A 13531-nucleotide genomic window follows, 5' to 3' on the forward strand; every position below is an offset into this window, starting at 1 on the left:
TCCTATTACTAATATTAGCGGATAATTAAAAAGGAGCAACTATTATTTTAGTTCCACGACTGTTACACCGAAACCACCTTCGCCTGCTTCACCGTAACGAAACGATTTAACACGCTTATGATTTTTCAGGAAACTTTGAATACCTTGTCGTAATGCCCCAGTTCCTTTCCCATGGATAATCGAGACGCGTGGATAGTTGGCTAATAAAGCATCATCCAGATACTTTTCTGTGCGAATGAGCGCTTCCTCATATCGCTCTCCACGTAAATCAAGTTCCAACTTTACGACGCTATTGCGATTTTTCACATTCATCATCGGGCGAGTAACCTGCTCTTTTTCAGGTTTCATATATTCTAAATCAGATTCAGGTAATTTCATCTTTAGAATACCAATTTGAACTACCCACTCATTGCCAGCCTTTTGAAGAATTGTCCCTTTTTGTCCGTAGCTTAATACTTTTACTTCGTCGCCTACTTGAAGGTTTTGCTTACGTTCTCGGGCCGCAACTGCCTTTTGCAGTACTTTATTTTCAACTGGTGTTGCATTGTCCAATCGTTTTTTCGCCTCAATTAACTCATGCTCTTTTACAGTTAATGCTGCATTTACTTTCATTTTTCTTAAATCTTCAATTACCGATTCGGCTTCTCTTTTCGCTTCATCAAGAATTTTACGTGCTTTTTCTTTCGCCTTTTTCTCTAAGTTCTCTTTTTTCTCATCATAAATTCGAAGGCGTTCTTCCAGTTCTGCTCGAATCTGTTGAGCTTCTTCGAGTAAAATATGTGCTTCGTCTGCTTCACGCTCGGAGCGCAATCGGCTTTCTTCAAGCGACGCAATCATTGACTCCACTTCATGACGGTCTGTACCTGTGAATGATTTCGCATGTTCAATGATATTTGTTTTCAAGCCTAGACGTTTGGAAATTTCAAATGCGTTTGAACGACCTGGTACACCGATTAATAATCGGTAAGTTGGACTAAGTGTTTCTACGTCGAATTCTACACTTGCATTGACAACTAATGGTCTGTTATATCCATATGCTTTTAACTCCGGGTAGTGCGAAGTTGCCATAACACGTGCGCCACGATTTACTGTTTCATCTAAAATGGCAATGGCCAGCGCTGCACCTTCTTGTGGATCTGTACCTGCTCCAAGCTCATCAAATAAAATTAAAGATTTTTCATTAAACTTACTTAAAATATCTACTATATTTACCATATGAGAAGAGAATGTTGACAAGGACTGCTCAATCGATTGCTCATCACCTATATCTGCAAAAATTTGCTCAAATACAGCTAGCTCCGAACCGTCAAGAGCTGGGACAGGCAAGCCGCATTGTGCCATGATCGTACAAAGCCCCACTGTTTTCAAAGTAACTGTTTTACCACCTGTATTTGGTCCAGTTATTACAATTGCTGTAACATCACGCCCAAATTCAATTGTATTGGCAACTGCTTCTTCAATTGGCAAAAGCGGATGACGGGAACGTATTAGGCGTGTATAGCCTTCATTATTCATCTTTGGCATTGTACATTTATTCGCTTGTCCATATTTCCCTTTTGCTAAAATTACATCGATTTCTCCCAGTAATTGCACGAGAACAAATATTTCATGACCGACTTCTTGTACCTTTAATGTAAGCTCGGATAAAATGCGCTCGATTTCAGCCTTTTCTTTCACTTTTAGACGTTGTACTTCGTTGTTCGCTTGAATCACTGCATCAGGCTCAATAAACAATGTTTGACCCGAAGCAGACTGATCGTGAACAATCCCTCCATAATGTGAACGATACTCTTGTTTGACTGGGATTACGAATCGGTCATTACGAATAGTAATAATCGCGTCTGACAGCATTTTCGTTGCATTCGACCCACGTGTCAGACTTTCCAGCTTTTGACGTACTTTGGACTCTTCTGATCGCAATGACTGCCTGATCGAACGTAGTGCAGCACTTGCAGAATCAAGGACTGTCCCGTTATCATCAATACAATCATTAATTTCATGCTGTAATGCCGTCAATACAGGCATTTGTTCTTTCCGTTCTATAAAGTGAGGAATGTCAATCGCATTCTCAGATTCGATGTCTTCAATGAAATTACGTAAAATTCGGCTTGCACGAATTGTACTTGCGATTTCCATTAATTCCATCGGACTGAGCATACCACCAATTTGGGAGCGTCGTGCATGAGGCCGCACATCAAAAATACCACCCATTGGCACATTTCCTTTCACTCGTAAAATAGCAAGTCCCTCATCCATTTCTTCCAGTAGTTCCACAACAGTTTCAAAATTCGTTTCAGGTACCAGCTCATCAATCGCCTGTTTACCTATAGAGTTTGTACAAAATGTGGAAACTTGCTCACGTACTTTATGAAATTCTAGTGTTTTCAATGCTCGCTGTTCGATCATGAGAACACCTCCTATTACTTTTCTTTATTTTTTTTGATAAATGCTTCGAATTTCTCTCTAGACCATGTATTAACAATTAGTTCTTTCTTTAACCATGCTTTTTGTGCATATTTAACGCCCATATCCATGTAGCGTAATTGGTCAATTGCATGTGCATCTGTATTGATTGCTATTGGAACGTTCTTTTCCATTGCAAGCTGTAGATACTCGATACTTAAATCTAAACGATATGGACTTGCGTTTAATTCTAAAATTTTACCGTTTTCTGCTGCCCATTCAATTAAAAGTGGAACATCCGGATCATAGCCTCCACGCTGCCCTACAATACGACCGGTCGGGTGTGCAATCATATGGACATAAGGGTTTTCAATTGCTGTTTTTAAACGCGCCATAATTTTGTCCTGAGATTGCGTAAAGCTGGAATGAATGGATGCAATAACGAAATCTAAATCTTTTAACATGTCATCTTCAAAATCAAGTGTACCATCTGGTAAAATATCCATTTCTGTTCCACGGTATAGTCTGAAGTCAGGGTTCGCCTTGTTAAATGCATATATATCTAGCTTCTGCAATTCTAACCGTTCTGGAGTTAAACCATTTGCTACTTTTAAATATTGAGAATGATCGGTAATTACAGCATATGAATAGCCCTTTTCCATTAAAGCATGCCCCATCTCACTGACAGAATGCGCGCCATCAGACCAAGTTGTGTGCATGTGTAGATCCGCTACGATATTATCTAACGTTATTAAGTCCTGCAGTTCATCCAAGCGATCGAGTTCCTTCCCACTCTCCCGTACTGTTGGCGGGATAAATGGCAAATTGAAATGAGCAAAAAACGCTTCTTCTGTTTCAAACGTTTCGATAGTGCCATCCTCTTGTTCGACACCGTATTCACTAATTTTCTTACCTAATGATTTAGCCAATTGACGCATGCGGACATTATGATCTTTTGAACCTGTAAAATGGTGAAGCGCTGTTGCATACTCTTCTCTCTTTACTAGACGGAAATCTACACTTACCGGCTCTTCACGGTCTAAAACCACCGACACTTTCGTATCACCAGCAGCAACTGTTTCCAATATTGCCAGCCGTTTAAAAATAGCCTCACGAACAACTTCATATTCTTTAGTAGCCACGATAAAATCTATGTCTTTACTCGTCTCTGCAACTCGTCGAAAGCTGCCTGCTACCGAAAAGAGCTCAACTTCAGGCAGGCTTGCCAAAAGCTCATTAATTTCCAAAACTACAGGTTCAAGTTGCCATATTGGTAAACGTTCTGCTCGCGTCCCAAAATTCTCAAGTTCCTTTAAGATCTTTTCTTCTGTTTTTGCCGCAAAACCAGCCAGCTCACGTACTTTTCCTGCTTCACACGCGTTCTTTAATGTTTCCGCATCGACAATGTTAAGTTCCTGATAGAGTTTCGCAAGTTTTTTTCCGCCTAAGCCCGGCAATTTCATAAGCGGTATTAGCCCTTTAGGTACGATTCCTTCCAGTTCCTTTAATACGCTGGATTCTCCCTTTTCCATCAGTTCTATAATAACCGAGGCAGTACCTTTGCCAATGCCCTTAATTGCAGTAATATCATCTATTTCACTTAGGCTACGCTCATCCGCCTCGAGGGCAGCTGCTGCTTTACGGAATGCAGATACTTTAAAAGGATTTTCCGCCTGCAATTCCATATATAACGCGATTTTCTCTAAAGTACGAATAATAATTTTTTTGTTCATCAATAATTGCCTCCCCTTTAAAAAAGCTCCTCCCGAAAATCGAGAGAAGCTTTCGCATGATTTTCAATCCATTACACCTCGGTGCATTTGCGCCTGGACGTAGATAAGTCAGCTGTTAGTGTATATCGTCGCTGATTTTCTTCAAGAACTTCATACTGATTGTAGGATACTAACTAGAATAAGTTAGTTTTTATAAATATACCACCAGTTTTGAAACATGCTCGTAATAATTGGTGTATGCTCTAATATCAATCCGGCAAGAATAGATCCGTCAATAAAAGATTGAATGGATTCAATTGGCAGTAGTGCAACTACATATAATCCAATAAATAAAATAATATACATTTCAATAAAACCCAGCACTGCACCCAATAAAAAGTTTAACGAACTAAGCACAGGTAAATACGTTAAAAAATCAAACATTGATCCAACAATTTGCAGTGCTATTTTTACAGCAAAGAAAATAATTGCAAATGCAAACACACGATAAAATGTACGGTCGACATCAAGTGAGTCGAGTACTAGTGTCATCGTTGCACCTTCTGTAAAACCAGGATATGGTATCCATAGAACAAATTTTTCTGCAAGCGGCTTATAATAAATTATAGCCACAACAAGAGCAATTAAAAAACTACCTATATTTATTAATTGGACAACAAGTCCTCGTTTCGCTCCAACTATTAGGCTAATGATAAAGACAGCAAAAATAATTAAATCTAACATGTATGTCAACCCTTCAAATGTTTCAATTGTTCTTCTAATTTTTCAAATTGTTCTTTTAATAGTAAATAGTCATGCACTGAATTAACTGCAGTAAGTACAGCAAGTTTCGCTGTATCCAATGATGGATTATGGGCACCGATTTCCCGCATTTTGTCATCTACTATTGAAGCGACAAGACGCATATGGCCCGATGATTCTGTTCCTACCATTTTATATGTATTGCCATATATTTCTACGGAAATGCGATTCTTCTCTTGCTCAGCCAAAATAATCCCTCCAGAAAGAATATGTAAACAGTACGAAAATACTTTTTCAATTCTTTACTTAATGAAATGGTTAAAAGCAAACCCGATTGCTGTTTTTTATAAAACGATGCTATTTTCATATTGTATATCATAACATTTCCCATTTCACTATCGCAACACCGTTACGATAATGTTCATCGAAACATTAAATCAAATTGCTATTTCCCCTTTCCTTCGTCAAAAGTTATACTACTTAAAAATGAATGTTTTTTGAAAGGATCGCTTATGACAAATATCGTTTTACTATGCAATGAAAAACAACAGCAAACAATTCACCATTTCTATAAAGACGCTATTATTGAACGAAAGGCTCCTGGAGTACTATTTGCAGTGAAACTTGCCGATACAGCCATCACCGCCTATAAATCAGGCAAAGTAATGTTTCAGGGTGCCGGGGCAGAACGAGAAGCAGCGCGCTGGGGGAATGCAAGTTCAGCGCCAGTTAAAGTAGCGACAAATAAAGGAGATAAGCTTCCTGAAGATTTTGCATCATTATCGGTAATTGGTTCAGACGAAACAGGTACAGGAGATTACTTCGGACCTGTTACGGTAGCCGCAGTATATGTTCCTGCCGACAAAATCGCACTCATTAAGGAATTGGGGGTCAAAGATTCGAAACAATTAACGGACGATTATATGCGACGAATTGCACCAGACTTAATGGAAGTATGTGCACATAGCATTTTGACACTTCGCAATGAAAAATATAACGAAATCCAGGCTCGAGGATATTCACAAGGTAAAATAAAAGCCCTGCTCCACAACCAGGCTATAAAGCATGTTTTGACTAAAATAGCCCCCGAGACGCCTGAATATATTTTAATAGACCAATTCGCAGAGCGTGGAATTTATTACAATCACATTAAAAATGAGAAAGAAATTGTACGGGAAAAAGTCCTGTTCTCGACAAAAGCCGAAAATCTGCATGTAGCCGTTGCGACAGCATCAATTTTAGCAAGGTATGCTTTTTTAAAGGAAATGGATCGTCTCTCAAAAGTTACAGGTTTTCCACTTCAAAAAGGAGCAAGTGGTAAAGTGGATGACATGGCTGCAAAAATTTGGATGAAATTTGGAGAGGAGACACTTCGTTCTATGACAAAATGGCATTTTGCCAATACAGAAAAAGCACGGAAACTCCTGCAAAAAAGAAAATAATGACGTAAAAGAGCTGACGCCACCTGATAGGTGTCATCTCTTTTACGTTACTTTTCCATTACTGCAAAGTAATTTTCCTCATCATCGGCAAAGTTAAATACTTTACCAAAAGGCATTTCCATAAACTCTCCAACTGTAATTCCTTTAGTTTGATAGTCTCTATATAAATCATCTAAATTCTCAGCATAAAACATTAAAGAAGGTGTCGTTAAATTTAACTCGGGAGACATTTTCGCAATCTTCTTTTTATCATGTAAAACAATGCTTGTTTGTGCATTATCATTTGGCACTATTGTAATAATACGCATTCCATTATTAATATCAGATACTACAGTAAAGCCTAATTTTTCAGTCCAAAACTTTTTTGATTGCTCCTGGTCCTCTACATACAACATTACTTGCCCTATTTGTCCAATCATTTTTCTGCTCCTCTTTTATAAAATATATTTTTACCAATTATATCAAATAAAAAAAGGCAGGAGCAAAAAACTCCCGCCGATTGATCCGATTATTTATTTTTTAGTGGCACTGGACCTGTATAGTCCTCGCGTTTCGTCACGTCAACACGCTTAATAAATAATGCTAACACTAAAGCAACTAATGTAACAGCTGCTGCTACGTAGAAACTGAATGTAATTCCGTCAAGCATTGCCTGTTGCATTACCTGTGCCTGAATTTGTGCAATTTGCTCTGCTGTCGGTTGGGCAGCAGATGAAGCATTTGCTTTCAGATCAGCCGTAATTTCTGCTGCACGTGTTTTTGTATGAGAGTTGAATACTGTTACTAAGACAGCTGTACCAATCGCTCCAGCAACTTGCTGAGCTGTATTGTTCATCGCTGTACCGTGTGGATTCAAACGGTTTGGTAATGCATTTAAACCGTTTGTCATAATCGGCATCATTACCATTGAAATACCAAACATACGAATTGTATATACCGAAATGATATATAAATATGATGAATCGATATCCAAATAACCTAAACCTACTGTCGCCAATGTTGTAATTGTTAATCCAATAACGGCTAGAATACGCGGTCCGAATCGATCGAATAACTTCCCGGTAATCGGTGACATAATTCCCATCACAATTGCACCAGGCAACATCATTAATCCTGCTTCAAATGGTTCGATTCCACGAACACTTTGTACATAAGCCGGTGTTAAAATCATCCCTGAGAACATAGCTACAGATAGTACCATTGATACGACAGAAGCCATTGCATACGAAGGATATGTGTAAATTCGTAAATCTAGTAATGGTTGGTCTAAGTTGAATTGGCGAACGATAAACCACGCTAAACCAATTGCCCCTGCAGCAATCGTACCCCATACTTCTATTGCTGACCAGCCAGCTGAACTAGCTGTACTGAAGCCGTATAATAATCCGCCAAAACCGATTGTAGACAGTACAATAGAAAGTATATCGATTTTAGCATCACGATTTGGAAGGACATCTTCCAGTTTCCAAACTGCCAGTAAGAGTGATAAAACGGCAATTGGAAGAATCATTTTGAACAGAACGCTCCAGTCGTAATGTTCGACAATCCATCCTGACAATGTTGGTCCGATTGCTGGTGCCAGTACCATAACTAACCCGAACATCCCCATTGCCTGCCCGCGCTTTTCAACCGGAAAACTAATCAGCATTACGTTCATTAAAATCGGTGCCATCGTTGCTGCACCAGCAGCTTGAATCATACGACCCGCTAGTAAAAATTCGAAGCTAGGCGCAAATGAGGCCAATGCTGTACCAATAACGAAAATCGCCATCGATAAAATGAATAAAGGACGTGTTCTGAACTTTGTAATTAAATATGCTGAAGCCGGAACCAATATCCCACTTACAAGCATATAGCCTGTTGCTAACCATTGAACAGTTGAATAATCTTGAATATCAAACGCTACCATAATAGATGGTAAGGCTACGTTTAATAATGTGTTATTTAAAAATGCTACAAACGCCCCGACAAATAATACAGCAATCATTAAATATGGAGGTTTTTTAAATGTCTTTATATCTTGTGTTTTATCCATAAATTTTATTTCCCTTCTTTATACGTTCAAACTTCCTATTTCTATACTCGAACTATTTTATACTCGGAGTCCAATAAATACAACAATTTTATACTCTAAGTCTAAAAACATTGCTAATACACGTTTCAAACAGTAGAATAAGAGTATAAATCAGAGTAGATAGAAGCGTTTTTTTCTATTTATTTTTTATATGCACACTTAATCGGATATATTTATTTGGAGGAAACTCATGAATCAACGAAAAAGACAGGTGCTCGATAGTGCATTACAGCTTTTTATTGAAAAAGGCTTCCATGAAACATCAATACAAGATATTTTGGACAAAGCACTTATATCCAAAGGGACTTTCTATAATTATTTTTCTTCAAAAGTGGAATGTTTTACAGCAATTATGGAGCAAACCCGTTATGAAGCGAGCTTGTTACGCCATGAAATGCTATTAAACCAAGATAATACAGATGAAAATTTATTGTTGGAACAAATCCTCGTACTTATGCAAATAAACAAGAAACAAAATTTAGCATCCGTGTTCGAAAATATTTTTCAGTCGAACGATAAGGAACTCCGGGAATTATTAGAGCGCTATCGCTTACTGGAAATAGAATGGGTATCTAATCGATTCACCGATATCTTTGGCGAAAAAGTACGTCCCTATACTCTTGAGCTCGCTATTTTGTTTTTCGCGATGGTGCATCATTTAACGTATTGTCATCGCTTATTTTATAGGGATATGATTGATCCGAAGAGAATTTTAAGGATTGCACTTCGCAATATTAAAGCAATTTATCCTTCCATGCTGGAAAATGGCGAAATATTAATTACTCAAGATGCTCTTCAACTAGTTGAAGAGAAAAAAATTTACCAATCGGTTACAAAGAGCGATTTAATTGAAAAAGTGCAAGGGTTTCTTGACCAGTTAAAATTGGATGCCGCAAATGGGGTGGGAGCTCAATTTACGGAAAGCATTCTAGATGAGCTACAGCGCGATGAGTTACGTATTGCCGTAATTGAAGCATTGCTAAAGCCATTTCGTGAAGCTTTTACAAATACACCGCATGCTGGGGAAAATGTCGAGCTTGCAAATTTATTATGGTTTTATATCAAAAATGAGGAAACCAAATAAACAGGCTCATTTAAACAATAAAAGATGATGGGATAGAAACCAAAAGCACCATTTTTCTCTAAGAGAAAAATGGTGCTTTTTTGCTGTGCACAAAATTGATTTCCATTCCGGGGACGATTTCCACGGGCGTGGCCTGAGCCTGTAGTCTCAGGCGTCAGGCTCCTGCGGTTACTCGTCGCAAAAATAATTTCGCTATTCCCGTAGGAAGCTTTGCTTGTAGCGAAAGGCGTTAGCCGTCAGCTACACTCGCCCCTCCATTTCAATCAATTTTATAAAGTATCCATTTCTTAATATGGGTTTCTCCTTATCGTTTGAAATTTCTACTTCTGTTCTAGCTTCTTTTTAAACTATTTACTGCTCGTCGAAATATGCACTTTTAATTGCTTACCTTTAATTGGCGTTGTTTTCATCGCTTTTAATACGAGATTGCCCTTCCCATTTAGTATTTCCACGAATGAGGACGTATCTAATATTGTAATAATGCCGATATCTGCTGCAGTCATGCCAGGAATTTTTGCAATCGTCCCGACAAAATCAATGGCACGCAACTTTTTCTTCTTACCGCCATTAAAGTAGAGCTTTGTAATGTTTGCATCAACCTTTGCATTCTTTTGTTTTTTCTTCTGTGGTCGACTTTGCATTTTTTTATCAAATGCTTCTGCCTTTGCTTCTACTTCTTCATGTGTTGGTAAATCCACTTTGGGAATGGTAAACCCAATCAATTCTTCAATTCCTGCTAAAAACTCATGTTCAAACGGTGTAATAAACGTGACAGCCTTCCCTTGCTTGCCAGCACGCCCTGTTCGACCTGTACGATGGACATAGGCTTCTTTTTCCATTGGTAAATCATAGTTAATCACCAGTGAAATGTTCTCAATATCAATGCCGCGAGCTGCAACATCTGTCGCCACTAAATAACGGAAATCCCCGCGCTTGAAATCATTCATGACAAGTAAACGCGTAGACTGTTCCATCCCGCCATGCAGTTTATCGACACTGTACTCACGGTCATATAAATAATCATGGAGGGCATCAACACGGTCTTTCGTACGGCAGAAAATAATACATGTATCCGGATTTTCAACAACCGCAATTTTTTCTACAGCTGCTGTTTTCTCCTCATCGTGTACTTCAATCACAGCATGCTCAATTTTCGGAGCAGCCTCCTCTGAGTGCACTTCGATATCAATCGGAGCCTTTAAATAATTGGATGCAAGTTTTTTTATCGTATCTGGCACAGTTGCAGAAAACAGCATCATAACTTCACGATGGTCAACATGTGCTAAAATGGCTTCCACTTGATCGATAAAGCCCATGTTAAGCATTTCATCTGCTTCATCAAGAACTACATAGCGGATTTTATCGAGTTTTAACGTCCCCTTTTCAATATGATCCAATACGCGTCCTGGCGTTCCTACTGCAACATGTGTTTTTTGTTTTAGTTCATCTTGCTGATAACGGAACGGCTGCTTCCCGTACAATGCTGTCGCTTTAATACGTTTGTAGCGTCCAATATTTGTGAATTCTTCTTTTACTTGGACAGCCAGTTCACGTGTCGGTGTTAATACTAGCGCTTGTGGCTTGTTTTCTATCCATTCTATATTTTCGCAAATTGGAATCGCGAATGCGGCAGTTTTCCCGCTTCCTGTTTGTGCTTTTACGATTAAATCTTCATCTTTTAAAGCATGGGGCAAAACCTTTTGCTGTACTTCAGTCGGTGTGCTGTAATCCAAATCTTTAAGCGCACGCTGTAATTCTGGTGATAATGAATAGTCGTTAAAATTAGTTGTCATATTTATTCCTCATTTTCTTCTATTAATGAATGATTCCCGGATCAACAATGGCGATAAATTTTCTCGTTGCTTTTGAAAGTGAAACATTTTTTAAATGGACAATCCCTAAACTGCGCTTAGGAATTGGCTGTTGGAGCTCAATTTCATATAAAAGACCTTTTTTTAAGTAGTCGGTTGCAAACTCCTTTGTTACGCTAGCGACACCTAAATTGATTTTCGCAAATTCCAATACTAAATCATGTGAGCCCAATTCGAATTCAGGTGAAATTGTATAGCCTTGTTCTTTTAAATAGTTTTCCACATAATTACGAGAATTTGCCTTTTTCTCAAGAAAAATTAATGGCAGCTTCATAAGCATATCGAGCCGAATCGGTTTTTTCGTTAAGTTTTTATATTTTTGTCCGCACACAAATATATCATGAATCTCCTTACAAGGGATAACTTGAAGCTGAGGATCTTGTATTGGCAGATTACAAATGCCTAAATCCGCTTCCCCAGACTTAATAAAAGCTAATATTTCATTTGTTGTACCGTTTAGAACCTTTAACTTAATGCCAGGATATCTAATATGAAATGCTTCTAAATAGGGCAGTAAAAAGTACCTTGAAATTGTATCCCCCACACCAATACGTAAAACGCCTGTACGTAAGTTTTTAAATTCGGCAATTTTTTCTTCCCCAGCGTCTAAAATACCAAGAGCGGAATTGACATATTCATGTAACAGCTCGCCTTCTTCTGTTAATGTTACCCCTTTTGGAGTTCTATTAAATAAAATGATATCAAGTTCTTTTTCAAGTTTTGAAATGGACTGGCTAACTGCTGGCTGTGTCATGTACAACGCTGCCGCTGCATTTGAAAAACTTTTATTTCGACTCACTTCATTAAATATGCGATAAGCTTCCAACTTTATAATCATATAACCCTCACTTATATCTGATATTAGAATTATTAATTTTACTTATATCACATGAACGAGTTATAGTAAACATTGTGAGATTTCTCAAGTTTTGTTTCTTCGTAAGCAAAACCATTAAAATATAACTTACAGCTATTGAAGGAGAGATTATTTTGGAACGTGTAGTAGGAACGGTTGTACGAGGTCTTCGTGGCCCAATTATTAATGAAGGGGACGATATTGTTCAAATCGTTGTTGATACAGCGTTAAATGCAGCAAAGACAGAAGACTATGCTATTGAAGATCGTGATATTGTAACTGTAACAGAGTCTGTTGTGGCACGCGCACAAGGAAACTACGCAAAAATCTCAGATATCGCATCAGATGTACAAGCCAAATTTGGAGATGATACAGTAGGTGTTATTTTCCCAATTCTTTCGCGCAATCGCTTCTCAAACATTTTAAAAGGAATTGCAGGAGGCACAAAGAAAATCGTCCTTATGCTAAGCTACCCTTCTGATGAAGTAGGTAACCATTTAGTTACATTGGATGAGCTTGATGAAAAAGGAATTAATCCTTGGACAGATGTGCTAACTGAAGCTGAATTCCGTGGCCATTTCGGTTACAACAAACATACATTTACAGGTGTGGATTACATCGAATATTATAAAGAATTAATCATTGAACAAGGCGCTGAAGTTGAAGTAATTTTCTCAAACAACGCAAAAACGATTTTAGATTATACGAAAAGTATTTTAACATGTGATATTCACTCTCGTTTCCGTACAAAACGTATTTTAAAAGCTGCCGGTGCAGAAAAAATCTACGGTCTAGACAATATTTTAGCGGAATCTGTGAACGGATCTGGCTTTAACTCTAACTACGGGTTACTTGGTTCAAACAAATCGACGGAAGATAGCGTAAAATTATTCCCGGATAACTGTCAACCAATCGTTGATGACATTCAAGCAAAAATTTTAGCTGCTACTGGCAAACTTGTAGAAGTAATGATTTACGGTGATGGTGCATTTAAAGATCCAGTAGGCCAAATTTGGGAGCTTGCAGACCCTGTTGTATCTCCTGCCTACACGCCAGGCCTTGACGGTACTCCGAACGAGATCAAATTGAAGTATTTAGCTGATAATGATTTTGCAAATTTACATGGTGAAGCATTAAAAGACGCTATTAAAGATTATATTAATAATAAAGAAGAAGATTTAACTGGTAATATGGCTGCCCAAGGTACTACACCTCGTAAGCTGACTGACCTTATCGGTTCATTGTCTGACTTAACTTCAGGATCAGGCGATAAAGGAACACCAATGATTTATATTCAAGGCTACTTCGATAACTATACAAAATAAAA

General features: G+C 38.2%; 11 protein-coding genes. 3 read left to right on the forward strand and 8 right to left on the reverse strand.

The features are described 5' to 3' along the window. Positions 1-42: 42 nt before the first annotated feature. From H9632_RS04080 to zapA, 4 genes are all read right to left on the reverse strand, one after another. A complete protein-coding gene (locus H9632_RS04080; RefSeq protein ID WP_191702832.1) occupies positions 43-2406 on the reverse strand; it encodes an endonuclease MutS2 in 2364 nt (787 codons plus the stop codon). 14 nt (positions 2407-2420) lie between these two features. Continuing rightward, the gene (gene polX / locus H9632_RS04085) at positions 2421-4136 is read right to left on the reverse strand and encodes a DNA polymerase/3'-5' exonuclease PolX (RefSeq protein ID WP_191702833.1); all 1716 of its coding nucleotides are present in this window, start codon (positions 4134-4136) and stop codon (positions 2421-2423) included. 183 nt (positions 4137-4319) lie between these two features. Next, a complete protein-coding gene (locus H9632_RS04090) occupies positions 4320-4859 on the reverse strand; it encodes a CvpA family protein (protein WP_191702834.1) in 540 nt (179 codons plus the stop codon). Positions 4860-4864: 5 nt separating this feature from the next. After that, positions 4865-5125, reverse strand: a complete 261-nt coding sequence (zapA, locus tag H9632_RS04095; RefSeq protein ID WP_191702835.1) for a cell division protein ZapA — start codon at positions 5123-5125, stop codon at positions 4865-4867. A gap of 264 nt (positions 5126-5389) precedes the next feature. Between zapA and rnhC the strand changes: the two genes are divergently transcribed. Further along, a complete protein-coding gene (gene rnhC, locus H9632_RS04100) occupies positions 5390-6319 on the forward strand; it encodes a ribonuclease HIII (RefSeq protein ID WP_191702836.1) in 930 nt (309 codons plus the stop codon). A gap of 47 nt (positions 6320-6366) precedes the next feature. Here rnhC and H9632_RS04105 read toward each other — a convergent pair whose 3' ends face one another. Both H9632_RS04105 and H9632_RS04110 read right to left on the reverse strand, forming a co-directional pair. Then, positions 6367-6738, reverse strand: a complete 372-nt coding sequence (locus H9632_RS04105) for a VOC family protein (protein WP_191702837.1) — start codon at positions 6736-6738, stop codon at positions 6367-6369. An 89-nt stretch (positions 6739-6827) separates the two neighbouring features. Then, the gene (locus tag H9632_RS04110; RefSeq protein WP_191702838.1) at positions 6828-8354 is read right to left on the reverse strand and encodes a DHA2 family efflux MFS transporter permease subunit; all 1527 of its coding nucleotides are present in this window, start codon (positions 8352-8354) and stop codon (positions 6828-6830) included. Between the two features lie 229 nt (positions 8355-8583). Here H9632_RS04110 and H9632_RS04115 point away from each other — a divergent pair, with 229 nt between their 5' ends. Then, entirely contained in the window at positions 8584-9477 is an 894-nt protein-coding gene (locus H9632_RS04115; RefSeq protein WP_191702839.1) for a TetR/AcrR family transcriptional regulator, read from the forward strand. A 347-nt stretch (positions 9478-9824) separates the two neighbouring features. Here the strand turns inward: H9632_RS04115 and H9632_RS04120 are convergent, their stop codons facing one another. After that, positions 9825-11270 (reverse strand): DEAD/DEAH box helicase, encoded by a 1446-nt coding sequence (locus H9632_RS04120; protein ID WP_191702840.1) that lies wholly within the window; start codon positions 11268-11270, stop codon positions 9825-9827. A gap of 22 nt (positions 11271-11292) precedes the next feature. Next, complete coding sequence (locus H9632_RS04125; protein ID WP_191702841.1) at positions 11293-12186, reverse strand: LysR family transcriptional regulator; 894 nt, start codon at positions 12184-12186, stop codon at positions 11293-11295. A gap of 152 nt (positions 12187-12338) precedes the next feature. On the opposite strand from H9632_RS04125, the gene H9632_RS04130 reads away from it, so the two are divergent. Next, on the forward strand, positions 12339-13529 hold the full coding sequence (locus H9632_RS04130; protein WP_191702842.1) for a coenzyme F420-0:L-glutamate ligase: 1191 nt from the start codon (positions 12339-12341) through the stop codon (positions 13527-13529). Positions 13530-13531 lie beyond the last annotated feature (2 nt).

This window comes from Solibacillus merdavium, assembly GCF_014836935.1.
In the GTDB taxonomy this organism is placed as follows: Bacteria; Bacillota; Bacilli; order Bacillales_A; family Planococcaceae; genus Solibacillus; species Solibacillus ferritrahens.